Below are 25,716 nucleotides of genomic sequence, written 5' to 3' on the forward strand. Positions count from 1 at the left end.
CCCGGCAGGGGTTGGCCTGCCTGACTCGGGTGTTAGCGTAGCACAGGTAACAAGAAATTGATTTATATCATTTCAGCATCGCTTAGTTTTTCAGCGCGAACGCTGAATAACGCCAAGAAATCGGGCGATATCAAGATACTGGAGCGTCAGATCATGGATAGGTCAGGCGCGTTTTTCACCGATAGACGTCACGCCCAGAACCGACAGCACTCTGGCTTCGATCTGCTCGGCATTCATGCCCGCCACCGCATACATATCTGCTGGGCTGGACTGATCGATGAAGATGTCCGGAAGCACCATTGAGCGGTACTTGAGACCCCGATCAAATACGCCTTCTTCGGCCAGAAGCTGCGCCACATGGCTGCCAAACCCGCCAATCGCGCCTTCCTCGATTGTGATCAGTGCCTCGTGATTCTCGGCCAGATCAAGGATCAGGTCACGATCCAACGGCTTGGCAAAGCGGGCATCGGCGATGGTCGGGGTGATCCCGCGCGCCGACAAAGCTTCGGCTGCCTTTTGAACCTCGGCCAGTCTTGTACCAAAAGATAGCAGCGCCACACGTGCGCCGGCTTGAATCAGGCGACCCTTGCCGATTTCCAGCACCTCGCCCTGCTCGGGCAGATCGACTCCGGCGCCCTCGCCACGCGGATAGCGGAACGCGATCGGGCCATCATCATGCGCGACGGCGGTTGCAACCATGTGCATCAATTCGGCCTCATCCGCCGCAGCCATCACGACCATGCCCGGAAGGTTGGACAGAAAGGCAATATCGAACGATCCCGCATGGGTCGCACCGTCGGCGCCAACAAGACCCGCGCGGTCGATGGCAAAACGGACCGGCAAACGTTGGATAGCCACATCATGTACCACCTGGTCATAGCCGCGTTGCAGGAAGGTCGAATAAATCGCACAAAATGGCTTCATTCCACCCGCTGCCAGCGCGGCTGAGAAGGTCACGCCATGCTGCTCGGCAATTGCCACGTCAAAGCAGCGCGAGGGGTAGCGTTCAGCAAACAGGTTTAGCCCGGTGCCATCCGGCATCGCAGCAGTCACCGCGACGATCTTGTCATCCCGGGCTGCTTCTTCGACCAATGTCTTGCCGAAGACCGATGTATAAGACGGCGCGTTAGAGGGTGCCTTTTTCTGTTCTCCCGTCACCACATCGAATTTGGCGGTCGCATGGCCTTTGTCGCGGGCTTGCTCGGCGGGAGCGTACCCTTTGCCCTTCTTGGTCAGCACATGGATCAGTATCGGGCCGGTTGCCTTTGCCTTGACCGTGCGTAGAACCGGCAGCAACTGATCCAGATCATGCCCGTCGATGGGGCCGAGATAAGAAAAGCCCAACTCTTCAAAAAGCGTCCCGCCCATGGCCATGCCTTTCAGCATGTCCTTGGCGCGCTTGGCGCCTTCACGGAAGGGTTCCGGCAGCAACGACACCGCACCTTTGGCTGCGGCTTTCAGATCATGAAACGGCTCTTCCGCATAGATGCGCGACAGATAGTTGGACAAAGCGCCAACCGGCGGCGCAATGCTCATCTCATTGTCGTTCAGGATCACGATCAGGCGCTTTTTCAGGTGGCCTGCGTTGTTCATCGCCTCAAAAGCCATGCCCGCAGACATCGAGCCATCGCCAATCACTGCAATCGCATCGCCCAACCCTTCGGGCGTCACACCGCCCAGATCGCGGGCTACGGCAAAGCCCAATGCTGCACTGATCGACGTGCTGGAATGGGCTGCGCCAAACGGGTCATAGGGGCTTTCGCTGCGTTTGGTAAATCCGCTTAATCCGTCCTTCATGCGTAAGGTGCGGATTCGGTCGCGGCGTTCGGTCAGGATTTTGTGCGGATAACACTGGTGGCCTACGTCCCAGACGATCTTGTCGCGCGGTGTGTCGAATACCGCATGCAGCGCCGTCGTTAGCTCGACCACACCCAAGCCTGCGCCCAGATGTCCACCTGTGACGGACACGGCCGAGATCGTCTCGGCGCGCAATTCATGTGCGATCTGATGCAGTTGCACGTCCGAGAACTGTTTGAGGTCCGCAGGGCGGTTCACAAGATCCAGCAGAGGCGTATTCGGACGGTCAGACATTCGGCGTTCCTGGCTTAGCTGTCCCGGGCAATAACGAAGCGGGCAGCCTGCTTCAAGGTTTCTGCGGCAGGGCCAAATTCGCCCAGTGCATCGCAAGCCTGATCCACAAGCTCAAGCGCACGGGATTTAGCGGCGTCCAGACCCATAAGAGAGACAAAGGTCGCTTTGCCTGCTTCTGCATCTTTCTGCAGCCGCTTTCCGGCCTTTTCGGCATCTCCTTCGACATCCAAAATGTCATCAGCGATCTGAAAGGCAAGCCCAAGCGCTTGGGCAAATTGGCGCAAGGGGGTCGGATCGGCCTGCACCAATCGCGCGCCTGCACAAGCCGACCATTCGATCAACGCGCCGGTCTTGCCTGCTTGCAACTGCGTAATCTCATCCAGTGTTAGCGGTTCTGCTGCGGTCTCTGCCGCGATATCCAGCGCTTGACCCAGCACCATACCCTGCGCACCGCTTGCTTTCGCCAGTGTTAGAGCCAAATCGGCGCGTATTTCAGCATTTCCAACTTCTGGCCTTACGCAGAGCTCAAACGCTAGGGTCAGCAGCGCATCCCCGGCCAGAACGGCCGTTCCGTCATCCCATTTCAGGTGCACAGTTGGACGCCCGCGCCGCAGGTCATCATTATCCATGCAAGGCAGGTCGTCATGAACCAGCGAGTAAGCATGCAGCGCTTCAATCCCGGTTGCTGGCCAAATTGCCCGAGCTATATCGATGCCATGCAAACGCGCGCTTTCCAAAACCAGAAACCCGCGCAGGCGCTTGCCGCCTTCGGTGGCATAGGCCATCGCCCGCGTCACATCCAGATCATCCAGCGCACCCAGAACCAGATCAAAATGGCTCTGAATCAGCGCGGCATCCTGCGCCAGCTTTTCACGAAACATTTACTGACCTTCGACAGGTGTCGTTCCGGTTGGTTTGCCGCTTGCGTCCAGAGTGATCGCGGCCACCTTTTCCTCGGCACGCTTCAGCTCATCCTCACAGCGTTTTTTCAGCGCCGCACCCCGCTCATACAAAGCGATCGACTGATCCAACGCCACATCCCCGCGTTCCAATTGGCCGACCACGGCCTCAAGCTCTTTCATCGCCTGTTCAAAGGTCATCTGTTCGACTGGAGTATCGGTCATCGTGCTGCCTTCATCAGTTCTTCCACATGGGCGCGTGTCGCCTCGGCCAATGCGTTCAGATCATACCCACCTTCCAGAGTCGAGACGATACGGCCATCACAAACTTCATCGGCAATCTTGCACAGTTCTGCAGTGATCCAGGCGAAATCGCCGGTAGACCAGTTTAGGTTGGCCAGCGGATCATCCTGATGGGCGTCGAAGCCGGCTGAGATGATGATCAGCTCTGGTTTGAACGCGCGCAGGCGCGGGAACGCCTGTGTCTCATACGCAGCCCGCATCTCGGCTCCGCCCGTGCCGGGGGCCAAGGGCATATTCAAGACCGTCTCAAAGGCCCCAGTCTCATCCGGGCGACCCGAACCAGGCCACAAAGGCATCTGTTGACTGGTGATCACTAGGGCGCGTTTCTCATCCCACAGTAAATCCTGCGTTCCATTGCCGTGATGTACGTCGAAATCCACCACGGCCACGCGGCTAAGCCCATGATGATCCAATGCATGTTTCGCAGCCAGCGCGGCGTTCCCAAATAGGCAAAATCCCATAGCCGTCTCAGTCTCGGCGTGGTGTCCCGGTGGCCGTATGGCGCAAAACGCGTTTGGCGCTTCTCCGCCCAGAACCAGATCAACCGCACGTACTACTGCGCCCGCCGCGCGATAGGCTGCATCGACCGAGCCCGGGGACATAAATGTATCCCCGTCGATCTGTGTGAACCCATCCGAAGGCCGGTGGTCAAGAATGTCGCTGATATGGCTCTGCGGATGAACCCGCAACAGATCATCATCTGCGGCCAGCGGTGCAGTCACACGCCGCACATCCAGCCCTTCAAGCGCATGCAGAATATGTTCCAACCGCGCCACGCGTTCGGGATGCCCCTCTGGCGTCACATGGTTCAGACAATCCGCATGGGTCAACAAGGCAGTTTTCATCAGGATCCCATCTTCATCTGGCTAAAAATATCCTCGCCGAAGGCAAAAATCGCCGCGCAGCGGCTATATCAATCCGGCGCCAGCATATAGCCGGCACCGCGAACGGTCTGCAGGTACCGGGGCTGTTTCGGATCCTGCTCCAGCTTTCGCCGCAGGCGGGTGATCTGTACATCCACCGCGCGTTCCTGCGCCTGACCCTTGTCGCGCCCCAAATCCTCAACCAGCTTGGCCCGGCTGATCGGTTCGCCGGGCTGGGCCGAGAATATCTTCATCAACTGGCTTTCTGTCGCTGTCAGGCGCACCGGGTCTTCGCCCTGCCACATCTCGCCGCGTTCGATATCATAGCGAATGGGTCCAAGATGAAGAATCTTCGCCGCTGTATCCTGCGCGGGCGTTTCCGGCATTCGGCGCAAGATGGCATTGATCCGCAAAAGCAGCTCTTTGGGCTCGAACGGCTTTGCCAGATAATCATCGGCGCCCGCTTCAAGCCCGGCGATCCGATGTTCGGTCTCGCCCTTGGCGGTCAGCAGCAGGATCGGGGTCGTATGCGTTTCTCGCAAGGAACGGGTCAGGCTCACGCCGTCCTCACCGGGCATCATTACATCCAGCACAATCAGATCGAAATCCAGCCCGGACAAAACCCGCCGTGCATGGGCTGCATCCCGTGCTGACGTAACCAGAAACCCGCTGCGCATCAGGAACTTCTTGAGCAGATCCCGAATACGTTCGTCATCGTCAACGATCAGAAGATGGGCGTCCATATCGCTCATGAAGTCGTATCCCGCAGTTTCGTATATGCACGACGCATATCAGCATCCATCATCGCTTCAAGCACTTTGCGAAACCCGGCAACCGCCTCGGGGCCCGCATCTTTGTAGGCCGCGCGCATTCGGGCGCGCTGGGCGTCGGAGAGTTTGGACTCTAACGCCTTGCCCTTATCCGTCAAAAATAGGTGGCGTTCGCGTTTGTCCACTGTTCCGACCCTGCTTTCAACCAACCCGTCATCGATCAGGCTGCGCAATACACGGTTCAGAGACTGTTTTGTGACCCCCAGGATCGCCAGCAGATTATTCACCGTGGTCCCAGGTGCACGGTTGATAAAGTGGATCGCCCGATGATGGGCCCGGCCATAGGCCATCTCGGTCAGGATGCGATCAGGATCGGCGGTAAATCCGCGATAAGCAAAGAACATGGCCTCGATACCTTGCCTCAGTTGCTCATCTGTCAGAAACAACAGGCTTTCTCCGCCAAAGACAGGGGCGGGACGGATGTCGGACATGTCGGGCCTCATTACTCGATATGGTCTGACTTTATGTCAGCCTTATTGACATTCCAAGAGCGCGCAGGTATCGAATCGCAGTTTTTGCGCAACATTATGTCCGATGCGGACTTAATCGACGCAACATTCGGAAATATTGCCCGGTTCAGGAGGTTTCGCATGGCGGGATATGACGATCGCGACGGTGTCATCTGGATGGATGGCGAACTGGTGCCCTGGCGCGAGGCCAATGTGCACATTCTGTCCCATGCAATGCACTACGCGTCCTCGGTGTTCGAGGGTGAGCGCGCCTATAATGGCAAAATCTTCAAAAGCCGCGAACATTCGGAACGCCTGATCGCCTCAGCCGAGGCTCTGGATATGCCGATGCCCTACACTGTTGATCAGATCGAGGCAGCCAAGGATGAGGCACTGAAAGCCAGTGGCCTTCGGGATGCTTATGTGCGGGCGCTGGTCTGGCGTGGCTCGGGCGAGGATATGGGTGTCGCTTCCGCCAAAAACCCCGTTCGGATGGCGATAGCTGTCTGGCCATGGGGTGCCTATTACGGTGATGCCAAGATGCAGGGCGCTAAACTGGACATCGCCGAGTGGAAGCGCCCCAGCCCGGAAACCATTCCAGTACATGCCAAGGCAGCCGGTCTTTACATGATCTGCACCATCTCGAAGCATAAGGCCGAGGCCAAAGGCTGCTCGGACGCGTTGTTCATGGATTACAACGGCAATGTGGCCGAGGCGACGGGTGCGAATGTTTTCTTCGTTAAGGATGGCGAAGTGCACACCCCGCTGGCCGATTGCTTCCTGAACGGCATCACGCGCCAGACGGTCATTCAGATGTTGAAAGACAAAGGCGTCACCGTCCATGAACGCCGCATCAGACCCGAGGAGATGGCCGATTTCGAACAATGCTGGCTGACCGGCACTGCAGCCGAAGTCACTCCGGTCGGGCAGATCGGCGACTATACGTTTGAGGTCGGAGATCTGACCCGCGAGATCGCTGAAGACTACGAAAAGCTGGTCCGCGCCTAAGTTGAAAGCCTCTCAACCCCCGCTCAGGCGGGGGCTTTGATTGCAGATCGTGCGATTTTCCATGCAGATCGTCCGATGATATGGACGTTGCTGCGCCAAACCGTATCCTTGGTGCATGTTGGATCTTCTCAGCGATATTCTCACGCGCCTGTCCTTGCGCGGCACGTTCTATTTTCGGACCTCCTTTACCCCTCCGTTTGGAGTTCAGGTACCGGGGTTTGAAAACGTGGCGCGATTTCACTTTGTTCAACGCGGTGAGCTGAAGGTCCACCTGTCCGCGACAGGTGAAACGCTGCGATTGCGGCAAGGTGATCTGATCCTGATCCCCCATGGCGCCCCACATGCGTTATTATGCAACGAGGTCAAACCCTTTGATGCTTTGCCGCTTGAGCAGGTCCTGGACCAATCCGGTTATCAGGGCGACGGGGTATTGGTTTACGGTGGTACAGAGGAAGAGCGTGACACGCAATTGATCTGCGGCCACTTCTCGTTCAGCGGCCCTGCCGGGCGGAATGGGACAGGGCACATGCTGATCGATAGGTTGCCGCCCTTTATCTTGATTCAGAACTATGGCGAAGAGGCGGGATCGTGGATCGAAGCGACTCTGCGCATGATCGGATCAGAAGTGTCAGGTGCCCGCATTGGCGGCGATCTGATCGCGATGAAATTGTCCGAAGTGCTGTTCGCCCAAGCGATCCGCGCCTATCTTGAACATCAAAGCCCGGATGACGCTGCGCTGGCCGGATTTGCCGATCCGCGCATATCACGGGCTCTCACGGCGTTTCATCAATCCCCGGCAAAGGATTGGAGCGTTGCGACGCTTGCCCGCGAGGCTGCGATGTCGCGCACGGCATTTGCGCAACTCTTTTCCCAAAAGATGGGAACGACGCCTATGCAATACCTGACGGATTGGCGCATGCAGATTGCCTGTCATGGGCTGACCGAAAGCCGCTGGAATATCGCGGATGCCGCCGCCGAGGTCGGGTATGCATCAGAGGCTGCATTCTCTCGTGTGTTCAAGAAGCAGGTTGGTGTGTCGCCAGCCGCTTATCGGGCGATGCACTGATCGTTCGCATAATGTGTACGATCTGCAATGTTTGCTAAACGATCTGGAATTCAACGTACGAGATCTGCTCCTTAATCTTTGATCATCACTGATAGAAAAAAGGAACTTCTCATGTCTCTGCGTTTTGTTACCCGATCGGTCCACGCTTATCTCGACTATCCTGTTGCCGTCGCGCTAATGGTCCTACCCTTCGTGCTGGGGCTGGGCCAGTCAAACCCGCTTGCGCTATGGCTGTCGGTCGTCACAGGTGCCGCGGCCTTTGTGCTGACCGTTCTGACGGATCACCACCTGGGGATCTGGCGGGTGCTGCCCTACAAGTTCCATTTGGCAGTCGATCTGCTTGTCGGAATTACGTTCCTGTTTGCGCCTAGCCTATTCGGATTCTCGGGTCTAGATGCCCTGTTCTACTGGGTCAACGGGGCTGCTGTTGTCGCGGTTATATCGCTCAGCGCGCCCGAGCAGGACGTTGTTGCGTGACGACACAATAGGATCACAGCATATGATCGGGCCATGCAAAATTTTGCATGGCCCGATCTAAATCAGACACTAAATATAGAATTTCGTGCAAAAAAACCGCCTCAGCTTTTTTGACTTGAAAATTCTGATAAAAATAATCAGATTTAAGGCAAGGCCAGATGATACCATCTAGCATACTGTTCCGGGGCGATCCGTGGGCTCAGCAAATGAGATGTGATAGCCTGCCATCGCCTCGGGAACGATTAAAGGAGCCTACGAGTGCGCGATCGATTCGAAGAACTGATGGCAGATCCCTGCTGCGCATCGTGTGACTGCGACGCGCTCACCTCGGATGTCGCCGTCTATCTAGATCAAAAAACCTGCAATGCCGAAAGGTGCCGAGCGCTTGAAGAACGCTCAGCCGTCAGAGGGCATGCGATCGGACGCCCCTCGATACGGTCACTGAATGAGAGCAGTACGCGGGCTTAGAAATCCACTCCGCGTTGAGCTTTGATGCCGGCCTGAAACGGATGTTTTTCTTCGGTCATTTCAGTTACCAGATCCGCATAGTCCCGCAGGGCCTGTGGTGCGTCACGCCCTGTCAGAAACACGCTGGTTTTGTCCGAGCGCGCCCGAAGTCCCTCAATAACAGTGTCTACTGAAAGGTATTCGTATCGCAGCGCAATATTGATCTCGTCCAGAACAACCAGATCGTAATCACCGCTTTTCATCAAATCACAGGCTTTGTTGAAAGCCGAGGTCGCAGCCGCGATGTCGCGCTCGCGATCTTGCGTATCCCAAGTGAACCCTTCGCCCATGGTATGCCAGGTAACCAGATCGCGGTCCTCAAAGAACCTGCGTTCACCTGTTTTCCACTTGCCCTTGATGAACTGAACCACGGCCACTTTCTGACCCCAGCCCAAGGCCCGGATCACTACACCAAACGCGGCAGAGGATTTCCCTTTGCCTTTGCCGGTATTGATCAGCACCAGCCCCCGACCAGGATCGACCGCTTCTGAGACCTTCTTGCGGTGCTTGGCCTGCACCTCTTGCATCTTTTCTTTGTGGTTTTGTGCGTCACTCATCGGGAAACCTCATAGCCTTATCGCGCCCCAAACTAGGGGAAGTTTGCGAAAGGTAAAGTCACGCTTTGGGGTCTGTCACGGACCGCGCCTTGGTGCGATCCAGACCTAGCTGACGCTCGCGCAGGATAACGACGACGTTGCCGGCGATCACCAAGGCCGCACCGGCCAGCATGACCAGGGTTGGAAGCTCATCAAACCACATATAGCCGATGATTATGGCGAAAAGCATTGTGGTGTAATCGTAGGGTGCCAGCATCGATGCCTGGCCGAACTTGTACGAGGATGTCACGAGAATCTGTGCCACCCCACCAATCAAGCCGATGGTCACCAGCAGGGCTGCTTGCTCCCAGCTAGGAAGGACCCAGCCCCAAAACACAGTCAGGCCCGAAAGCAAGGTTGCGGTGAGCGAGAAATAAAACACGATCGCGGCGGGATGATCCACCTGCACCAACTGGCGGATATGGATCTGCACAAAGGCGCGGGCGACCGTGGCTGCCAGCACGCACAGTGCGCCAAGTGTTGCGGCAGCTTCAGCCGTGCCTGATCCCAGTCGCGGCCAGATCATGATCAGAACTCCGACAAGGCCAAGGGCGACGGCACCGATACGGATCATCCTTATCCGCTCACCTAGCATGATTGCAGCCAGAATCAGCGTGAAGATCGGGGTTGCGTAACCGATGGCCGTGACTTCCGGCAAAGGCAACAGGCTGAGGCCGGTAAAGGTCAGCCCCATTGCCGACGTGCCCAAAACACCGCGCCAGAAATGGCCCATCGGCTTCTTGACGATGAATCCGTGCGACAACTCTCCACGCCAGAATAACCAAGCGATGATAACCGGAATGGCAAAAAGCGAGCGGAAGAACACCATCTCGCCTGGGGGGAAATCTTCCGACAACGCCTTTACCAACGCAGACATCACCGTAAACAGCACAAGCGCACTGAGTTTCAGCGCCACGGCCAATGCCGGACGATGCGATGTTAAGGATTTCGCCATGGCGCGAACCTGCTCTTTTGCGTGGGAAAGATCAACCTGCTCTATGAGAGGGTATTAGTGTGCCGCCCAGTCCGGTGGCAATGGGGTGCCGATCTCGTCCGACAAGTCATTCAAAAACCGGATCATCCGCGCCGCGCGTTCTTGCGCGATAGACCTGCCTTTTTCGGTCAACATGTCATGTGGCAGGTTCAGCAGTTTGATCTTCCAGTGATCGATCGAGAACTGAAGATCATCCATTGGGCGGGATTTGCCGAACGGATCTGCCGGGTCATACAGCGCCCGCCCCAACGCACCTGAGACCGAGAAGTTGCGGGCAATTCCGATCGCGCCAAGCGCATCCAGACGATCCGCATCTCGCAAAATACGCGCTTCGGACGTCTCGGGTGGGATGTTGGCGGAATAGCTGTGTGCTGAAATGGCGTGTTGTGTGCGGCGAATGTCTGAGGCCGAAAAGCCAAGTTTGGCAAGAATAGGCTCTGATTCTACAGCCGAACGTTGTGATGCCAGATGCCGATCAGGATCATCTTTGGGCAGGTTGACCAGATCGTGCAAATAGCTGGCAGCCTGCAACACAGTCATGTCGGTTTGCGTATCAGCAATGGCTTGGGCGTTCACCCAGACGCGATCCAGATGGGCCAGATCGTGGGCGGGGTCAGTTTTCATCCGCTGCACGACGACGCCGCGCAGTCGGCTGCGCAGATCAGCCGATCCGTCCACGGTTCTCACCGATTTGGCCGCGATGCAGCAGCAGATGGTCTAGGATCGTGCAGGCCATCATGGCCTCACCCACGGGCACCGCGCGAATACCGACGCAGGGATCGTGGCGACCTTTGGTGATGATCTCAGTCTCTTCGCCTGATTTGGTGATGGTTTTGCGGGTGGTCAGGATCGACGAGGTTGGTTTGACCGCAAAGCGCACCACAATGTCCTGCCCGGTCGAGATACCGCCCAGAATGCCGCCCGCATGGTTCGAGCTGTATTGAGGGCCGTTCTGCCCCATGAAAATTTCGTCTGCATTGGCCTCGCCGGTTAGTTCTGCGGCGGACATGCCTTCGCCGATTTCAACACCTTTAACGGCGTTGATCGACATCATCGCGGCGGCCAGATCAGTGTCTAACTTGGCGTAAACGGGCGCCCCGATCCCGGCGGGAACGCCGCGAGCGACCACCTCAACCACCGCACCGACCGAATTGCCAGACTTGCGCAGACCGTCCAGATAGTCGGCCCAATTTTCGGCGGCCTTCGCGTCGGGCGTCCAGAACGGGTTTTGCTCAATCTGAGACCAGTCGAAATTGGCACGGTCGATCTTGTGGGGACCAATCTGGGTCATATAGCCTGTGATCTGCACATTTGGAGCGATCTGTTTGATCGCCTCGCGGGCCAGCCCGCCTGCCGCCACACGAGACGCGGTTTCACGCGCCGAGCTGCGCCCGCCACCACGATAGTCGCGGATACCGTATTTTTGCCAGTAGGTGATATCGGCATGACCGGGGCGAAACTTGTCCATGATATCGCCGTAGTCTTTCGACCGCTGGTCGGTATTTTCGATCATCAACTGCACCGGGGTGCCGGTCGTTTGCCCCTCGAAGACGCCAGACAGAATTTTCACCTGATCAGGCTCACGCCGCTGGGTGGTGAACTTGTTCTGCCCGGGTTTGCGCTTGTCGAGCCACTGCTGGATCATCGCCTCGTCGATCGTAACACCCGGTGGGCAGCCGTCGACAGTTGCTCCAAGTGCTGGGCCGTGGCTTTCACCCCAGGTGGTGACGCGGAAGAGGTGTCCAAAGCTGTTCATCGACATGGGGCATGCTCCTTTGAGCGATGTGATTAGCGGTCGCGGGGCTTGGCCTCAAGCGGATTTGCATTTGAGGTGGGGTTGCACCGCCCGGTGGGCGGTGCGTTTGAGTTATTGCAAAAAAGATGAAGATCAGGCGGCTGCAGAAATCTTTCTCCGGGTCTCGGTCACCTTAAGTGCGGCTTGGGCGGCCTCTCGACCCTTTTGCACGAAGTGATCCCGGTAGATCGCGTTGTGATGATCGGTCTCCTGGTACTGATGTGGGGTTAGCGACACCGAGAGGACTGGGACACCGGTGTCCATACCTGCGCGCATCAGGCCATCGACTACGGCCTGAGCAACGAAATCGTGCCGATAGATGCCCCCATCTACAACAAAAGCGGCGCAAGCGACGGCGGCGTATCGCCCGGTCTGGGCCAGATCGCGAGCCAACAAGGGCATCTCGAACGCGCCGGGGACGTCGAATACATCGACTTGGTCGGCGGGAATCAGTTCGAGAAATCCATCCAGCGCGCGATCCACGATATCGGAATGCCAATTGGCTTTGATGAAAGCATAGCGGGTGTGTGTCATTTGGATCTCCTTGGTTTGCAGACACGTCACCCAAGGCGATCACGAGCAGCCGCGCCGGTCTGCGGCGCGCTGCACGTTCTCTTTCATCCGGACTGTAACCGTCGGCTCTGGCCTCTCACCAGATCTGCTGACACCCTTTGGTGGTTCCACAACTTGTCCGAAAACCGGTTCCCACTTTTCGGATCGTGGACACTGCTGGGCCGCTCGCGGGCTTACGGGTCATGCCCGCATACCGCCGGTGGGGAATTTCGCCCCGCCCTGAGAACGAGGTGGACCTTGCCAATCAGATGCCGCTTCTGCAAGAGGAATTGGCAGGAGGAACAAAATGCACCCCAATCCCGCTTTTCGGGCCGAAGCCCAGGCTCGCCACATTGATTTTGCCCGCACTCGTGCATTTGGTGTTCTGGCGGTGTCGACCTTGGACGCGCCCTTGCTGAGCCATGTTCCCTTCCTGCTGAATGAGGATGCCACCTGGCTGGACCTGCATCTGGTGCGTTCCAATCCTATTGTGCGTGCGCTTAAGCAGCCGCAGCCAGCGCGGATCGCCGTTTCGGGCCCCGATGGGTACATCTCGCCCGATTGGTATGGCATTGATGATCAGGTGCCGACCTGGAACTATGTGGCGGTACATCTGACAGGGACCTTAGAGACTCGCCCGGCAGAAGAGTTGCGCGGCGTGTTGGATCGGCAGGCGGCTGATTTTGAGAATCGCCTGCAGCCCAAGCCCCCGTGGCTAGCGTCGAAGATGACACCTGAAGCATTGGAACGGATGATGCGTATGATCGTACCGTGCCGTTTGATGATCTCAGAGATCGACGGTACCTGGAAACTGAACCAGAACAAGCCGGATGCCGCGCGCCAAAACGCTGCGGATCATGTGCAATCTGCCGGGGTCGGGGCTGAGGTGGCGCAATTGGCCTCGCTCATGCGCGAAGCTTGAAGTTTCTGGTAGACATCGACGGAATTACGGCGCCACGAAGGTCGCGAGATAGGCAGCGATGTCATCCGCCCCTTTCTTAAGCTTAACGGTCATGTTCGGGCGCGCGGTGTCATCGTTCAGATATTCCTTAATGAACCCGACCGGGTCCTTGGAATATGCAGCGATGTTTTCTTCGGTCCAAACCAGCCCTTCCTGCCCGGCGCGGATCATGTCATCGGTGAACATGCCGATGGGCAAACGCTCACTCCCGTAAAGATAGTCGTTCTCGGTCCCTGCGATGCGACCAATCACGCCAAAGAGATTCGGCCCTGTGATGCCACCTTTGACCAGAACTTCGCCATCTTTGATGATCGCGTGGCACGAGGAGCATCGGTTATAGAGTTGTTCGCCCTTTGCTGGATCACCGGCCGCTATCACCTGTGACGAAGTTAGAAGCGAAACAAAAACTGCAGTTGTTGCTATCTTTGGCATTGGACATCTCGGGTTGGAAAGTTTGCTTGGCTGGCCTTTCACGTATTCCCGTTTAAAGTGCAACAGAATTCATGCAGAGATCACGTAACTGAAATATCTGTTTTAAATGAACAATTTAGAGATATTTGAGTCTCTTCAAAGTAGATATGGCCTTATCTTCTAGATGCAGCTTTGAATTAGGGCGACGGTTTGCGCCGTAGGGGAATCCAAGACTGTTCAGATGTGTTCACGCAGGTGATTCCTGCGAATCAGGTCGCGTCTGGATCACGGCGATCTGCTGCTTCAAAGCGTCAAAATCTGCATTTGAGATTGAAATTTGGCCTTCTCACCGTGACATGAATGCTTAGATGCGGCGTAATGCGCGTTTAACAGCGCTGGACGAACTCTATTCTCCCCGATAGATACCCCGTTTAAGACGCCGCAGTTCATGCGGTGCGCGAGCTTTATGCCCGTTCGCGGGCGCCAGAAAATCGGAGATAACCTCGTGTCCCAAGCTGAAGACCACGAAGGCACCCGCAGAGATTTCCTCTACTACGTCGCTGGCGGCGCAGGTGTCGTTGTCACCGGGGCTGCCGTTTGGCCCCTGGTAAATCAAATGAACCCCTCGGCAGACGTTCAGGCCTTGTCCTCGATCCGCGTGGATGTAAGCGGTGTTGAGCCGGGCACGCAGCTGACCGTGAAGTGGCTGGGCAAACCCGTTTTCATCCGCCACCGCACCGGTGCCGAGATTCAGGAAGCTCAGGACCAGGATGCTGAAGGCATTGATGCCTTGCCCGATCCATTGGCCCGTAACTTCAATATCGCAGCTGATGCACTGGCAACCGACGCTAACCGCGTCATGCCGTCGCCCGAAGGCGAAGCGCCGGGTGCTTGGATTGTGCAGATGGGCGTATGTACCCACCTGGGCTGTGTGCCGCTGGGCGACGCCGGTGATTTCGGTGGCTGGTTCTGCCCCTGCCATGGTTCGCACTACGATCTGGCGGGCCGTATCCGTAAGGGCCCCGCGCCCGAGAACCTTCCTGTGCCGCCCGCTGAGTGGGTGGATAACAGCACCATCAAACTCGGCTAAGGGAGACCTAACTAATGTCCGGAATTCCCCACGATCATTACGAGCCGAAGACAAACGGCGAAAAGTGGCTGAACAGCCGCCTGCCGATTGTCGGCCTGCTGTATGACACCCTGATGATTCCAACACCAAAGAACCTGAACTGGTGGTGGATCTGGGGCATCGTTCTGGCATTCTGCCTGGCGTTGCAGATTGTCACCGGCATCGTTCTGGTGATGCACTACACCCCGCATGTCGATCTGGCCTTCGCCAGCGTCGAACACATCATGCGCAACGTGAATGGTGGCTATATGCTGCGCTATCTGCACATGAACGGCGCATCGCTGTTCTTTGTTGCGGTGTACATTCACATCTTCCGTGGCTTGTTCTACGGCTCGTACAAAGCCCCGCGTGAGATAACGTGGATCATCGGGATGCTTATCTACCTGATGATGATGGGCACCGCCTTCATGGGTTACGTTCTGCCCTGGGGTCAGATGTCCTTCTGGGGTGCGACAGTTATCACCGGCCTGTTTGGTGCGATCCCGTTTGTGGGTGATGCGATCCAGACCTGGTTGTTGGGCGGACCTGCGGTGGATAACGCCACGCTGAACCGCTTCTTCTCGTTGCACTATCTGCTGCCCTTCGTGATTGCAGCGCTGGTGATCGTGCATATCTGGGCTTTCCACACCACCGGCAACAACAACCCCACGGGTGTTGAGGTGCGTCGTGGATCGAAAGCCGAGGCCGAGAAAGACACGCTGCCGTTCTGGCCCTACTTCGTTATTAAGGATCTGTTCGCGCTGGCGGTCATCCTGGTCGTGTTCTGGGCCATCGTGGGCTACATGCCGAACTACCTGGGCCACCCGGATAACTATATCGAAGCGAACCCGCTGGTCACACCTGCGCACATCGTTCCTGAATGGTACTTCCTGCCTTTCTACGCAATCCTGCGCGCCTTCACCGGTGAGGTTTGGGTCGTTCAGTTCGCCAGCTTCATCACCGGCGGCATCATCGACGCGAAGTTCTTTGGTGTTCTGGCCATGTTCGGCGCGATCCTGGCGATGGCACTGGCGCCCTGGCTGGACACCTCGACCGTGCGTTCGGGCAAGTATCGTCCGATGTTCAAATGGTGGTTCTACCTGCTGGTCATCGACTTCTTCGCCCTGATGTGGCTGGGTGCGATGCCTGCGGAAGAGCCCTATGCGACCTTCTCGCTGATCGCATCCGCCTACTGGTTCGCCTATTTCTTCTTGATCCTGCCGATCCTGGGTGTCATCGAAAAACCCGATGCCCAGCCGGAAACGATCGAAGAAGACTTCAACGCGCATTATGGCAAGGCAAACGCCGACGCCACGCCGGCCGAGTAAGAAGAGGGACCGGAAACATGTTCAAGAAACTTGCAATCGGTGCCGCGTTTGCCCTCGCATTTACCCCTGCTGCGTCTTTCGCAGCAGGTGGCGAAGGGCATGTCGAGGACTTCGACTTTTCCTTCGAGGGACCTTTCGGAACCTGGGATCAAAACCAGCTTCAGCGTGGTCTGCAGATCTATACTGAGGTCTGCGCCGCCTGCCATGGTCTGCAATACATCCCGCTGAGGACGCTTGAGGATCTGGGATATTCGGAAGAGCAGGTTATCACCTATGCGGCCGACAATTTCGAAGTGTTCGACCCCGAGTTGGATGATTTCCGCCCGGCCATCCCGACCGACCATTTCCCGACGTCGAACCTGGAAAACGCGCCGGACCTCAGCTTGATGGCCAAAGCGCGCGCGGGCTTTCACGGCCCTTACGGTCTGGGCATCAACCAGCTGATCAAAGGTATGGGTGGTGCGGAATACATCGCCTCGCTGCTGGATGGTTATACCGGTGAAGAAAAGACCGAAGCGGGCGCGACTCTGTATGAAAACACCGCCTTTCCTGGCGGCTGGATTTCGATGGCCCCACCACTGTCAGATGAACAAGTCGAATTTGCCGATGGTCACGCGAACTCGGTCGAGCACATGGCCGAGGATGTCGCGGCCTTCCTGATGTGGACAGCCGAGCCCAAGATGATGGAGCGCAAGAATGCCGGTTTCGTCGGCGTCCTGTTCCTGACCGTTCTGTCGGTTCTGCTGTATCTTGTGAACAAGCGCCTGTGGGCGCCTGTGAAGGGTAAACGTCTGGACTAACGCCAGGGCGATCCTGATAACAGCCCCGCACCTTTTTGGAGCGGGGTTTTTTGTTGCCGAAGTATTTAAGGGGCCAGCCCCTTCTTGGCCTGCGGCCAATTCATCCCTGGGATATTTTTGGCCAGATGAAGGGCAGATCAGGCTGTTAGCTGGGTCGCAGTGTGCGCTTGAATCGTTGCAGTAACGATTTGGCCTTCGGTTTGGGTTGAGTTGAATGTCACCTCAGTGAATTGTTCAGTGCGACCCATCGTTGGGTTTTCCATCAGGATGTGATGGGTTTTGCCAACCTGCGCGGATAGGTGTTTGGTGATCTGCTCTTCTCCGGCGGCGCGCAGGCGCGCGGCGCGTTCTTTGATGATGCTCCCGTTTACCTGCTGCGGGATGCGGGCGGCAGGGGTGCCTTCGCGTTTTGAGTAGGGGAAGACATGCAGCCAAGTCAGGTTGCAGTCACTTACCAATTTGATTGAATTCTCGAAATGAGCATCACTTTCGGTTGGGAAGCCTGCGATGATATCGGCGCCGAATGTCATATCCGGGCGCAGCTTGCGGGCTTCTTCCGTAAAGCGGATGGCGTCGTCGCGCAGGTGGCGGCGTTTCATCCGCTTCAGGATCAGGTCGTCGCCGTGTTGCAGGGATAAGTGCAGATGCGGCATCAGGCGTGGTTCGGTCGCGATGGCCTGCATCAGGTTCTCATCCACTTCGATTGAATCGATTGAGCTGATCCGAAGGCGCCGCAAGTCGGGAACCAGCTTTAGAATGCGCATGACCAGATCGCCCAGTTTAGGTGCGGCAGGCAGGTCCGCCCCCCACGAAGTGAGGTCGACGCCCGTCAGGACGACCTCGTTATAGCCTTTGTCGACCAGCCGCTTGATTTGATCCACTACAACGCCCGCTGGGACACTGCGCGAGTTTCCGCGGCCATAAGGAATGATACAGAAGGTACAGCGGTGGTCGCAACCGTTCTGGACCTGCACATAAGCGCGCGATCTTGTGCCAAACCCGTCGATCAGATGACCAGCCGTTTCGGTGACAGACATAATGTCGTCCACCTGCACAGCCTCGGTCTGTCCGATAAAGTCTGCAGCCATGCCTTTCCAGGTTTCGGGACGCATTTTCTCGGTATTGCCGATGACCGCATCAACCTCGTCCATCTGCGCGAAGGTGTCGGGCTCGGTCTGGGCGGCGCAACCCGTTACGATGAGGCGGGCGTCGGGGTTTTCGCGCCGCAGCTTGCGGATCTCTTGACGCGCCTTGCGAACGGCCTCGGCTGTCACGGCGCAGGTATTCACGATCACTGCATCGCTGAGCCCGGCTTGCTGCGAAAGCTCTTTCATCGCTTCGGTTTCGTAGGCGTTCAGGCGACAACCCAAAGTGCTGAATTTCGGCGGGTTCATCCCAGTGACCTCAGAAATTCCGATGTTAGAGTGCCCGAAAAGACATGGGCTGTGGGTCCGGTCATCCAGACGCCGTCATCCCGCCAGTCGATCCAGATGGTTCCACCGTCAAGATCCACCTGTACCTTGCGCCCTGTCAGGCCGCGCCGCGCGGCAGCCACGGCTGTGGCACAGGACGAGGACCCAGAGGCCAGCGTGATCCCCACGCCCCGCTCCCACACACGCATGCGAATCTGGTCAGGCCCGGTGATTTGCGCAACCTGCACATTGGTTCGCTCAGGATACAGCGGGTGGTGTTCGTAGCGCGCACCAAATTCTGCCAATGGGATAGCCTCGGCATCATCAACAAAGAAGGTACAGTGCGGATTGCCCATGCCCGTTGCACTGGGCCCGCCTTCGATGGGCAGCTCAAGCGTGTCAACATCTTCGGACAGCGGAATCTCGTGCCATTCAAGCTGAGGAGGTCCCATGTTCACCGAGGTCAGCCCGTTGCCCATGTCTCGTGCTTGCAAGGCACCGCGTTCAGTTGTGAGCGTCAGTTGGGACTTACCCGTTTCTTCCATCAAGAACCGCGCAATACAGCGTGTGGCATTACCGCAAGCCGCCGAGGTCGATCCATCGGCATTGTAGAACATCAAATGCGCATCCGCGCTTCCGTTTTCGATCACTGCCAACTGATCGAAACCGACACCGAATTGACGATGCCCGATTCCCTTTGCCAGAGCAGGAGTAATGAAGGCATCGTGCGCACGCGCATCGACAATGACAAAGTCATTGCCCAGCCCGTGCATCTTCATGAAGGGCAAACCGGTATCGTTTTGGCGTTGCATGGCGGGCATATAACCTTGGTCAGACCATGAATCCACCCTGTGCGTAAGATTCCTCAAAAAAGGGGTTGACCCCCCCGCGCCACCTGCCTAATTAGGCCGCCTATCGGGACGCCGGATATGATTGAAATACCGGCGAAACGAGGCGCAAATTTAGGCTTGAACCTGAGCGGTGAATAGTTCTAGAGAGCGCCACGGATCTAAATGATCCAACAAAAGAGTGGGCCGTTAGCTCAGTTGGTAGAGCAACTGACTTTTAATCAGTGGGTCGCAGGTTCGAATCCTGCACGGCTCACCACTTTTTTTATATAGTAAAATCAAAAAGTTATCCGCCAGAAATCCGGCACGATAATTCTTTTAGCGGGTCATTTCGAATCGACTGGGGGACTCATGGGGGACAAATCTCATAGTTCGATAGCATCACTTAGTCTCTTTGAGACCGATAATTGTCGGCCCCTCTACTAACCGATGTCCAGAACTAACTAGTCACTCTTGAATCCAATTAAATTGGTGCGAGGCCAATACCACTTCGTCGCGCGACGGGCTAATACTGTGGCACACTGGGAGAGACGCAAAGGTTACTGTGGTTAGGCATTCGATAGCCGTGTTCATAATACTGCTCCATCAGCAGAATTCGATGATTGCAGCAATACGATTGTAATAGTTGTGACCAACATCTGCGCCAGCTATCGTGCGTTCAATAGTGGAAAAAGAAAACATGATTACAGAGCAGCAGATTCTTTCTTGGCAACACTCGGATGCGGCAAGGTGAAAGTCTCGAATTCAAAGAGGCAAAGAACAACTTCGACCGAGCGAAGCTATTCAAGTATGTTGTTGCCTTAGCAAACGAAGGCGGTGGCCACCTCGTGCTCGGAATGACCGATAAAAAGCCCAGAGAGGTTGTGGGCACAAGTGCATTCCGAAATACGCAAGACCTTAAATCCGATGTGCGAGATAACACAGGATTAAGCATTCAAGTTTTCGAGAAACTCATAAGCGAAAAACGCTTGTTGGTAATTCGCGCTCCTAGCCGCCCAAATGGGACCGCTTACAATTACAAAGGCGCGTATTTCATGAGATGCGGCTCTGAATTGGTTCCAATGTCAGAGGATCGACTAAGAGAGATTTTTAGTGAGAGCCGTTCATGGGACGCTGAAACCCTGAGAGAAGGCTTATCCGCTGCAGAAGTTTGCGAGGAATTAGATTTAGAGGCGCTGCACAGGTTTCTGGATGTGCCGCTACCCGCAAATGAAGATGAAGCTGTTGGGAAGCTAGTCGCTCTTAGGCTTGCGGCTAAAAATGGAAAAAGTTTCTCCTTGACCAATGCTGCAGCGGTGACGCTGGCCAAAGACCTAAATAATTTCCCAGAACTTAGCAGAAAAGCACCACGCCTCATTGTCTACAATGGCAATAACAAGCTTGACACTCGTGTCGATATTACTGGCCAAAGAGGTTATGCGGTGGGCTTTCAGGGTTTGGTGCGGCTTTGTATGCAGCATATGCCCCAGAACGAAGTGGTTGAAGATGCTCTGAGAAAGACTGTTCCGCTGTTTCCTGAAAGGGCTATGAGAGAAATAATTGCGAACGCCCTTGTGCATCAAGACTTTTGGGCCACGGGAAGCGGACCACTACTGGAAATTTATCCAAATCGAGTTGAAGTTTCTAACCCAGGAAATTCAATGGTTCCAGTTGAACGGTTTATTGATGGTCATGGTTCAAGAAACGAACTCCTAGCTTGGACGATGCGGCAGCTTAAAATCTGTGAGGAGCGCAGTAGCGGAATTGATCGCGTTGTTGAAACGGCGGAAGTGTACCAGTTACCAGCGCCTGAGTTTATTTCCTCTTATGAATCTACTCTGGTGGTGGTGCATGGACCACGACAGTTTCAGAAGATGACATCTGATGACAAGGTTAGAGCTTGCTACCAACATAGCGTGCTCAAGTGGGTTATGAGAGAGCACATGACCAATGAATCAATGTGTAATCGTTTCGGTTTGGGGGATTCGGGAAAGGCAACCGTTTCCAAAATAATTAAAGCTACCGTAGAAGCGGGGTTTGTTGCTCCGGACCCTACCGTTGGAGCATCTAGAAAATACGCTCGCTATGTACCAAAATGGTCACTACAAAATAGGGGGTGATTTTTCTTCCTTAAACATCGTGTCAACCCCTATTATCAACTTAATATCATTTAAAAACAGCGCCTTGTTAAAAACCGTCATTTTCCATTTTTGGTTGAATCAAGCACACTAACACAAGATATAGAGGCCCAAAAAGGCTAGAAAGAACAAAGGCTAACCTCTCGCTACCACCAAAGGTGGTTCCGTCGGAAACGACCGGATGTCGAACCATTTGAACCACGTCCCGTCTGCGTTGCGCATGTTCCCCATGTGCAGGTTTGAGCCCGTGGTCATATGCCGGATCAACGCTGCCCTGAACGCCTTGAGGTCAATCAGCCACCAAGCATTGATAGATAGCCCGTCTGGCCCTGCATGGCCGTAGAACATCCAGTCTCCGTGTCCGTTCACTATCTTGGATAGCTCCGTTTCGGCCCCTGTAGGTAACTTGGCTCGGATGGTAAATTGATGCGGGTATCTGGTGGCATATCCGTGACGCCTCACCCTAGCTGCAATGCGCATGTCCTTGGCGTCCAACATCAACAGGTCAGTTGCCTGGAAATGGTCCAATGGATCGGGCGCGGCCTGTAGGATGTGATTGCCGATGATGCTCTTTATCTCGGGCAGAAACTGGTCCGACCAGTGCCGGTTGACGCTGTAAAAACTCATATCAAATCTCACAAATGAAAGCGGGCGCAGAAAATGCCGCGCCCAGCTTAAATTTCATTCAGGCTGCCTTTTCAGGTACAGCCTTGGGGCCCCTTCCAGCAGTCTCAATTCGTTCAATCGCATCTGCCGCTAACGCCGCAATTGCTTCAAGTAGTGCGTCGTAGCCACCTTTATTAGCGAGGTCGATGTTCATCGCGGAATCGCTAGCCGCAATCCCGACGCGGCAAAGATTGAAGATTGCGTAACAGTTGCCTTCAGCAGTTTGCTCGATTTGACTTTCATAAAGCCCAGATGCGTTAATCATGATGTCAACTCCGGTTCGCTGGCTGTGTCCAAGGCAATGTTGAGCTTGTTTGCTCGCTCCTGCGCCATAGCCATGACTTCAACCATATGTTCCTGACCGTCATTGCCGCCAATTAGTGCGGTGGCAGCGTCCAACAGGCACTCAACGATTAACGCCTCTTGCTGTAATTCAGCGCGGGTGCAGCTCTTTCTGGGATAAGATACAACTTCTCCGTTCGCGCTGGCGCGTTGTTCTGTCATTGCTGTTTCCTCCTGGCTAAATAGCTGGGGCTATGTTGCCCCTAAAAGCGATACAATGTATCTATTAGTGGACAGAGTACTTGTCAATACAGAGAAGCTAAAAAGATACAAGGTATCCATAATGACGCCGATACAGGCAAGGGCAGCAAGGGCAATTCTAAAGGTTGGTGTTAGGGAAGTCGCAACCCAAACTGGTGTGACTCCAAATACGGTTTCACGGACCGAAGCAGAGGCACCTCAAAGCGGGCGCGGACCAAATGCAGCTACAATTGCTGTGCTTAAAGCATGGTACGAAGCCCAAGGCATTCAGTTTCTGGACGCGGGAGATACGGCCAATGGGGTTGGCGTGGTACAGACTAAGAAAGGCTCGTAATGAAGCGTCTTCTCAAATTGCTACTATTCTCCATGCTCGGTGCGTCGATAGCGCCAAGCATGTTGTTGGCAAATCCCGATTGGACATGTTTGCAACCCGCACTCAAAGAAGAGCTTAATCGCAAACTAATGTTTCAAGACGACTTCGCAGAGCTGGTGTCCGCTGAACGTCCAGAATTCGCAGACGTCGCGCAGCTAGGTGCGGATGTCTCCAAGATAAACTTTGAAATGCGCCTTTCCCGGATCGCGTGGCTGTGGAACGAGGAACCCAGCCGACTATCCGTTCCTGACGACTTGTGGGCCTTCACCTGGAGTGACGCCGACATGACCAAGTGGCTTGAAGCAAATCCGGATAACTTGTCGTCGTTTCAGCGTTTTGATGCGCTACAAGCATCTTTGAGTGGTCATCCAAGCCTGCCCGAGTTTCGCAGCTATGTATCTGAGAAAAAGGCGGTGAGCCCCTATCTCGAACTATTTACAGCATTCGGTGTAGACATTCGTGCCGAACGGGACAAAGTTGCCAACTGCTTCTAAGCAAAATGGCCATCTCAATTTCGTGCCAATAGTGTAACCCGCATCACTGACACCGCAATTAGCTTCAGGCATGTTGGCTGTGTCTCGTGAACTTGCTTCAATGTTTTTCGAAGCGATGTTTCAAAGGGAATAGGGCGTGCTGACCGGGGGAAGTACGCCCTTATACAACTTCAGCAGAACACAATCAGTTCCGAGTCGGGTCAATTTTGATATCGGTTGAATTTTCTCGAGCACTACAGGGGAGGGCGCAGACTTTCGAGATTGCCCCCACTCAGGGGTAGAAGCAGGCCAAAGCGTTCTGATTTCATAATTTATGCTGCGCGGCTTACCTTTGAACGTTGTCCACCTACCCCCGGCGCGCCAGTGTTGGGTGGCTGCGCAGTCCCAATGAAACAGGTTCACTTGGGAACGGGATACCAATGGGCGCAACCAAATCCCAACCGCAGTCCGAAAGATTGAAGCGGGGTTGCCGGAAGCCAGGGAAGGCTTTCGCAAGTAGCAATCGACCGGCGGCGTTTCCCCTCTGCGACTAACGGGCCTCTGACTGACCGACGGCGACCGACGCTATGGTACAGCAAGGCAGCGGGACCAACTCTAGCCAAGTGCTAGGGCTGGTCGTCCTATGCCTCTTTCCCTCCCTCAAGCTCCCTCTGCTATGGTACTCAGGTGGTTGGCAACGAAATCAACAAGGTTACAAGCTGACTGGTTGACTGGCTGACTCGGGCGGCTTCGAAATAGGAAAACCAAAACGGCGGCATGTAGGTGATCCGCAAATGCCGGATTATCCGGGGTTATGGGTTGAACTGGCAGATTGTCACGACGTCGTGACGTTTCGGTGCAACTTGCACTGAAAACCCAAGGGCCAGCCGGGTAACGTGAAAGCTGCAAAGCACTTGGCAGAAGAGTTTATTCACCAAATGACGATGATTTGGGACTTGATTGCACTTTCAACCGATTTGCGACGGAAATTCGCGATTCTCGCAATCACGCCGAAAGCTGCTACCAATAGTTAGGAGCAACGTTATTGTCGCAAAGGCCCGATAACGTATTGAATGCTAATCCCAGCTAGGGAGAAACAAATGCATCGCCCAAAGTTTCTATTCGTCTTGTTGGTAATTGTCGCTGCGTGCACGTTAAATTTTCGTGCTCTTACCAGTGGGCGCGAATGGCGCCTCGAACCAACCTATGTTTGTGAAGGAGAAACCGTCGAGGTATCCTGGGAAATTGAAGAGGTTGAGCGTGGTCGTCAGTTTTGTGATAACCCGGACGGTGGTTTCAGCCCGCGTATGACATGCACTTCCGACGGTGCCTGCCCGGTTGGTGCAGGTTGTGTCGATGGGCTATGTATTGATCCCTCGCTTGATCCCCGCACAATTGATTTCGGGCAGGGCTGCTATCGTAGTGTAACAGGAATTATTACACGTCGACTTGAGTCTGGCAGATCCCCAGCGCGTAGTGAATTCACCTCACAGAGTGGTCAACGCGATTTTACAGTCGATGAAACAACGACTTTCAGAATGACTGTCGGTACTGGCAGCGAAACTCTGGGATTGGGGACTAAAACCGCCACAGTCGTGCCAAATCGGGACCTGCCACCAGTGTCACGCTCAGTTGAGTTTCAAATCGCCCAATGCCAAGGCCTGGGTAACCCAATCACTTTGGATTTTCGTGAAATGCCGCGACCTTTGACTGGAAGTCCCAGCGTCGAAATTGTGGAAGTTCTCAACGATTCACGCATTCCCGTCAGTGTAGCTACCCTGTCCTCACGACGTGGTCCAGAAATACTATCGGCTTTGGGGACTACGCGAAATCTCAATGGCCCCATTCCCGCCATTTGGACAGTGACTCCATTGATTAACACAGAGGAAGTCACGTGCCGTGAAGGCGTTCTAACTGGCGGCGATGGCATTACGCTACCTGCACCTGTTCTTACGATCCGGCTGTCTTGCAGCATAGATTAAGGTGTTGCTATTACTGCCCATGGGGGCAGTCAGTCTGTGCTTCGTTTATGCAGGCCTGCGTTTCGCTTCAGCTATCCTGCTCGTGCGATGACTACGGCTCCATCGACCCTGATCCTTGTCCGAGCTAATACTGCAAATTTTCACTTTCTCCCTGTTGTTGGGGCGCGCTTGTGGTGGGTGCGCCCCTATTTCTTTGGAGGTGCTAATTTCGACGGTATGGATAATGGCTAAAAATCAGTGGTGGTGACGGGTGTGTTGGTTCTT

At 55.4% G+C, this 25,716-nt stretch carries 26 protein-coding genes, 1 tRNA gene and 1 riboswitch; of the genes, 10 read left to right on the top strand and 17 right to left on the bottom strand.

Going from position 1 to position 25,716, the window contains the following annotated elements:
- Nucleotides 1-162: 162 nt before the first annotated feature.
- The 6 genes from dxs to ACR0NN_RS21195 all read right to left on the bottom strand — a co-directional run bounded on the left by dxs (nt 163) and on the right by ACR0NN_RS21195 (nt 5,417).
- The gene (dxs, locus tag ACR0NN_RS21170; protein WP_170722504.1) at nt 163-2,091 is read right to left on the bottom strand and encodes a 1-deoxy-D-xylulose-5-phosphate synthase; all 1,929 of its coding nucleotides are present in this window, start codon (nt 2,089-2,091) and stop codon (nt 163-165) included.
- A 14-nt stretch (nt 2,092-2,105) separates the two neighbouring features.
- Complete coding sequence (locus ACR0NN_RS21175; RefSeq protein WP_170722502.1) at nt 2,106-2,972, bottom strand: polyprenyl synthetase family protein; 867 nt, start codon at nt 2,970-2,972, stop codon at nt 2,106-2,108.
- Nucleotides 2,973-3,215 carry an exodeoxyribonuclease VII small subunit gene (locus tag ACR0NN_RS21180; protein ID WP_170722500.1) on the bottom strand — a complete coding sequence of 81 codons (243 nt, stop codon included), beginning with the start codon at nt 3,213-3,215 and terminating at the stop codon, nt 2,973-2,975.
- Nucleotides 3,212-4,138, bottom strand: a complete 927-nt coding sequence (locus ACR0NN_RS21185) for a histone deacetylase family protein (protein WP_170722498.1) — start codon at nt 4,136-4,138, stop codon at nt 3,212-3,214. Before ACR0NN_RS21185 ends, ACR0NN_RS21180 begins: the two co-directional genes overlap by 4 nt.
- 68 nt (nt 4,139-4,206) lie before the next feature.
- Nucleotides 4,207-4,908, bottom strand: coding sequence for a response regulator (locus ACR0NN_RS21190; RefSeq protein WP_170684525.1), 702 nt, complete (start codon nt 4,906-4,908; stop codon nt 4,207-4,209).
- Nucleotides 4,905-5,417: a MarR family transcriptional regulator gene (locus tag ACR0NN_RS21195; RefSeq protein ID WP_170684523.1), complete on the bottom strand. Its 513-nt coding sequence runs from the start codon at nt 5,415-5,417 to the stop codon at nt 4,905-4,907. Before ACR0NN_RS21195 ends, ACR0NN_RS21190 begins: the two co-directional genes overlap by 4 nt.
- Before the next feature lie 159 nt (nt 5,418-5,576).
- Here ACR0NN_RS21195 and ACR0NN_RS21200 point away from each other — a divergent pair, with 159 nt between their 5' ends.
- The 3 genes from ACR0NN_RS21200 to ACR0NN_RS21210 all read left to right on the top strand — a co-directional run bounded on the left by ACR0NN_RS21200 (nt 5,577) and on the right by ACR0NN_RS21210 (nt 7,986).
- A complete protein-coding gene (locus ACR0NN_RS21200) occupies nt 5,577-6,443 on the top strand; it encodes a branched-chain amino acid aminotransferase (protein WP_170722496.1) in 867 nt (288 codons plus the stop codon).
- 115 nt (nt 6,444-6,558) lie between these two features.
- A complete protein-coding gene (locus ACR0NN_RS21205) occupies nt 6,559-7,509 on the top strand; it encodes an AraC family transcriptional regulator (RefSeq protein WP_170722494.1) in 951 nt (316 codons plus the stop codon).
- 111 nt (nt 7,510-7,620) lie between these two features.
- Nucleotides 7,621-7,986: an SPW repeat domain-containing protein gene (locus ACR0NN_RS21210; protein WP_170722492.1), complete on the top strand. Its 366-nt coding sequence runs from the start codon at nt 7,621-7,623 to the stop codon at nt 7,984-7,986.
- Between the two features lie 464 nt (nt 7,987-8,450).
- Here the strand turns inward: ACR0NN_RS21210 and cobO are convergent, their stop codons facing one another.
- From cobO to ACR0NN_RS21235, 5 genes are all read right to left on the bottom strand, one after another.
- Nucleotides 8,451-9,050, bottom strand: coding sequence for a cob(I)yrinic acid a,c-diamide adenosyltransferase (cobO, locus tag ACR0NN_RS21215; RefSeq protein ID WP_170722491.1), 600 nt, complete (start codon nt 9,048-9,050; stop codon nt 8,451-8,453).
- Nucleotides 9,051-9,108: 58 nt separating this feature from the next.
- Entirely contained in the window at nt 9,109-10,044 is a 936-nt protein-coding gene (locus ACR0NN_RS21220) for a DMT family transporter (protein ID WP_170722490.1), read from the bottom strand.
- A gap of 54 nt (nt 10,045-10,098) precedes the next feature.
- On the bottom strand, nt 10,099-10,761 hold the full coding sequence (locus ACR0NN_RS21225) for an HD domain-containing protein (RefSeq protein WP_170722489.1): 663 nt from the start codon (nt 10,759-10,761) through the stop codon (nt 10,099-10,101).
- Nucleotides 10,745-11,845, bottom strand: a complete 1,101-nt coding sequence (aroC, locus tag ACR0NN_RS21230; RefSeq protein ID WP_170722488.1) for a chorismate synthase — start codon at nt 11,843-11,845, stop codon at nt 10,745-10,747. The genes ACR0NN_RS21225 and aroC overlap by 17 nt, the downstream gene beginning before the upstream one ends.
- Nucleotides 11,846-11,971: 126 nt before the next feature.
- Nucleotides 11,972-12,418, bottom strand: coding sequence for a 6,7-dimethyl-8-ribityllumazine synthase (locus ACR0NN_RS21235; protein WP_480685521.1), 447 nt, complete (start codon nt 12,416-12,418; stop codon nt 11,972-11,974).
- A 65-nt stretch (nt 12,419-12,483) separates the two neighbouring features.
- Nucleotides 12,484-12,682: riboswitch (FMN riboswitch) on the bottom strand.
- Nucleotides 12,683-12,737: 55 nt separating this feature from the next.
- Here ACR0NN_RS21235 and ACR0NN_RS21240 point away from each other — a divergent pair.
- Complete coding sequence (locus ACR0NN_RS21240) at nt 12,738-13,352, top strand: FMN-binding negative transcriptional regulator (protein ID WP_170722481.1); 615 nt, start codon at nt 12,738-12,740, stop codon at nt 13,350-13,352.
- Between the two features lie 24 nt (nt 13,353-13,376).
- Here the strand turns inward: ACR0NN_RS21240 and ACR0NN_RS21245 are convergent, their stop codons facing one another.
- Nucleotides 13,377-13,823, bottom strand: a complete 447-nt coding sequence (locus ACR0NN_RS21245) for a cytochrome c family protein (RefSeq protein ID WP_170722479.1) — start codon at nt 13,821-13,823, stop codon at nt 13,377-13,379.
- A 484-nt stretch (nt 13,824-14,307) separates the two neighbouring features.
- On the opposite strand from ACR0NN_RS21245, the gene petA reads away from it, so the two are divergent.
- From petA to ACR0NN_RS21260, 3 genes are read left to right on the top strand one after another with little or no spacing between them, the layout of a single operon-like run.
- Nucleotides 14,308-14,892 (top strand): ubiquinol-cytochrome c reductase iron-sulfur subunit, encoded by a 585-nt coding sequence (petA, locus tag ACR0NN_RS21250; protein ID WP_170722468.1) that lies wholly within the window; start codon nt 14,308-14,310, stop codon nt 14,890-14,892.
- Nucleotides 14,893-14,906: 14 nt separating this feature from the next.
- Nucleotides 14,907-16,238 (top strand): cytochrome b, encoded by a 1,332-nt coding sequence (gene petB / locus ACR0NN_RS21255; RefSeq protein WP_170722466.1) that lies wholly within the window; start codon nt 14,907-14,909, stop codon nt 16,236-16,238.
- Nucleotides 16,239-16,255: 17 nt separating this feature from the next.
- A complete protein-coding gene (locus tag ACR0NN_RS21260) occupies nt 16,256-17,038 on the top strand; it encodes a cytochrome c1 (RefSeq protein ID WP_170722464.1) in 783 nt (260 codons plus the stop codon).
- Nucleotides 17,039-17,175: 137 nt separating this feature from the next.
- Here ACR0NN_RS21260 and mtaB read toward each other — a convergent pair whose 3' ends face one another.
- Together mtaB and dapF are read right to left on the bottom strand one after the other, a co-directional pair.
- Nucleotides 17,176-18,432, bottom strand: a complete 1,257-nt coding sequence (gene mtaB / locus ACR0NN_RS21265; RefSeq protein ID WP_170722462.1) for a tRNA (N(6)-L-threonylcarbamoyladenosine(37)-C(2))-methylthiotransferase MtaB — start codon at nt 18,430-18,432, stop codon at nt 17,176-17,178.
- Nucleotides 18,429-19,271: a diaminopimelate epimerase gene (gene dapF / locus ACR0NN_RS21270; RefSeq protein WP_170722967.1), complete on the bottom strand. Its 843-nt coding sequence runs from the start codon at nt 19,269-19,271 to the stop codon at nt 18,429-18,431. Before dapF ends, mtaB begins: the two co-directional genes overlap by 4 nt.
- Nucleotides 19,272-19,481: 210 nt before the next feature.
- Here dapF and ACR0NN_RS21275 point away from each other — a divergent pair.
- Nucleotides 19,482-19,557, top strand: a tRNA-Lys gene (locus tag ACR0NN_RS21275).
- Nucleotides 19,558-20,017: 460 nt separating this feature from the next.
- A complete protein-coding gene (locus ACR0NN_RS21280) occupies nt 20,018-21,397 on the top strand; it encodes an ATP-binding protein (RefSeq protein WP_480685487.1) in 1,380 nt (459 codons plus the stop codon).
- A gap of 153 nt (nt 21,398-21,550) precedes the next feature.
- Here ACR0NN_RS21280 and ACR0NN_RS21285 read toward each other — a convergent pair whose 3' ends face one another.
- The 3 genes from ACR0NN_RS21285 to ACR0NN_RS21295 are packed head-to-tail and all read right to left on the bottom strand — an operon-like array spanning nt 21,551 to nt 22,585.
- A complete protein-coding gene (locus ACR0NN_RS21285) occupies nt 21,551-22,042 on the bottom strand; it encodes a hypothetical protein (RefSeq protein ID WP_480685489.1) in 492 nt (163 codons plus the stop codon).
- A 58-nt stretch (nt 22,043-22,100) separates the two neighbouring features.
- The gene (locus ACR0NN_RS21290; protein WP_480685491.1) at nt 22,101-22,346 is read right to left on the bottom strand and encodes a hypothetical protein; all 246 of its coding nucleotides are present in this window, start codon (nt 22,344-22,346) and stop codon (nt 22,101-22,103) included.
- Entirely contained in the window at nt 22,343-22,585 is a 243-nt protein-coding gene (locus ACR0NN_RS21295; RefSeq protein WP_480685493.1) for a hypothetical protein, read from the bottom strand. Before ACR0NN_RS21295 ends, ACR0NN_RS21290 begins: the two co-directional genes overlap by 4 nt.
- A gap of 372 nt (nt 22,586-22,957) precedes the next feature.
- Here ACR0NN_RS21295 and ACR0NN_RS21300 point away from each other — a divergent pair, with 372 nt between their 5' ends.
- Complete coding sequence (locus ACR0NN_RS21300) at nt 22,958-23,491, top strand: hypothetical protein (protein ID WP_170722456.1); 534 nt, start codon at nt 22,958-22,960, stop codon at nt 23,489-23,491.
- Nucleotides 23,492-25,716 lie beyond the last annotated feature (2,225 nt).

The sequence above is a fragment of the Ruegeria sp. BA2 genome (genome assembly GCF_056539605.1).

What these genes read in the sequence shown, in the direction of transcription:
- dxs (WP_170722504.1), bottom strand. Translation starts at nt 2,091, where the DNA reads ATGTCTGACCGTCCGAATACGCCTCTGCTGGATCTTGTGAACCGCCCT.
- ACR0NN_RS21175 (WP_170722502.1), bottom strand. Translation starts at nt 2,972, where the DNA reads ATGTTTCGTGAAAAGCTGGCGCAGGATGCCGCGCTGATTCAGAGCCAT.
- ACR0NN_RS21180 (WP_170722500.1), bottom strand. Translation starts at nt 3,215, where the DNA reads ATGACCGATACTCCAGTCGAACAGATGACCTTTGAACAGGCGATGAAA.
- ACR0NN_RS21185 (WP_170722498.1), bottom strand. Translation starts at nt 4,138, where the DNA reads ATGAAAACTGCCTTGTTGACCCATGCGGATTGTCTGAACCATGTGACG.
- ACR0NN_RS21190 (WP_170684525.1), bottom strand. Translation starts at nt 4,908, where the DNA reads ATGAGCGATATGGACGCCCATCTTCTGATCGTTGACGATGACGAACGT.
- ACR0NN_RS21195 (WP_170684523.1), bottom strand. Translation starts at nt 5,417, where the DNA reads ATGTCCGACATCCGTCCCGCCCCTGTCTTTGGCGGAGAAAGCCTGTTG.
- ACR0NN_RS21200 (WP_170722496.1), top strand. Translation starts at nt 5,577, where the DNA reads ATGGCGGGATATGACGATCGCGACGGTGTCATCTGGATGGATGGCGAA.
- ACR0NN_RS21205 (WP_170722494.1), top strand. Translation starts at nt 6,559, where the DNA reads ATGTTGGATCTTCTCAGCGATATTCTCACGCGCCTGTCCTTGCGCGGC.
- ACR0NN_RS21210 (WP_170722492.1), top strand. Translation starts at nt 7,621, where the DNA reads ATGTCTCTGCGTTTTGTTACCCGATCGGTCCACGCTTATCTCGACTAT.
- cobO (WP_170722491.1), bottom strand. Translation starts at nt 9,050, where the DNA reads ATGAGTGACGCACAAAACCACAAAGAAAAGATGCAAGAGGTGCAGGCC.
- ACR0NN_RS21220 (WP_170722490.1), bottom strand. Translation starts at nt 10,044, where the DNA reads ATGGCGAAATCCTTAACATCGCATCGTCCGGCATTGGCCGTGGCGCTG.
- aroC (WP_170722488.1), bottom strand. Translation starts at nt 11,845, where the DNA reads ATGTCGATGAACAGCTTTGGACACCTCTTCCGCGTCACCACCTGGGGT.
- ACR0NN_RS21240 (WP_170722481.1), top strand. Translation starts at nt 12,738, where the DNA reads ATGCACCCCAATCCCGCTTTTCGGGCCGAAGCCCAGGCTCGCCACATT.
- ACR0NN_RS21245 (WP_170722479.1), bottom strand. Translation starts at nt 13,823, where the DNA reads ATGCCAAAGATAGCAACAACTGCAGTTTTTGTTTCGCTTCTAACTTCG.
- petB (WP_170722466.1), top strand. Translation starts at nt 14,907, where the DNA reads ATGTCCGGAATTCCCCACGATCATTACGAGCCGAAGACAAACGGCGAA.
- ACR0NN_RS21260 (WP_170722464.1), top strand. Translation starts at nt 16,256, where the DNA reads ATGTTCAAGAAACTTGCAATCGGTGCCGCGTTTGCCCTCGCATTTACC.
- mtaB (WP_170722462.1), bottom strand. Translation starts at nt 18,432, where the DNA reads ATGAACCCGCCGAAATTCAGCACTTTGGGTTGTCGCCTGAACGCCTAC.
- dapF (WP_170722967.1), bottom strand. Translation starts at nt 19,271, where the DNA reads ATGCCCGCCATGCAACGCCAAAACGATACCGGTTTGCCCTTCATGAAG.
- ACR0NN_RS21280 (WP_480685487.1), top strand. Translation starts at nt 20,018, where the DNA reads ATGCGGCAAGGTGAAAGTCTCGAATTCAAAGAGGCAAAGAACAACTTC.
- ACR0NN_RS21285 (WP_480685489.1), bottom strand. Translation starts at nt 22,042, where the DNA reads ATGAGTTTTTACAGCGTCAACCGGCACTGGTCGGACCAGTTTCTGCCC.
- ACR0NN_RS21290 (WP_480685491.1), bottom strand. Translation starts at nt 22,346, where the DNA reads ATGATTAACGCATCTGGGCTTTATGAAAGTCAAATCGAGCAAACTGCT.
- ACR0NN_RS21295 (WP_480685493.1), bottom strand. Translation starts at nt 22,585, where the DNA reads ATGACAGAACAACGCGCCAGCGCGAACGGAGAAGTTGTATCTTATCCC.
- ACR0NN_RS21300 (WP_170722456.1), top strand. Translation starts at nt 22,958, where the DNA reads ATGAAGCGTCTTCTCAAATTGCTACTATTCTCCATGCTCGGTGCGTCG.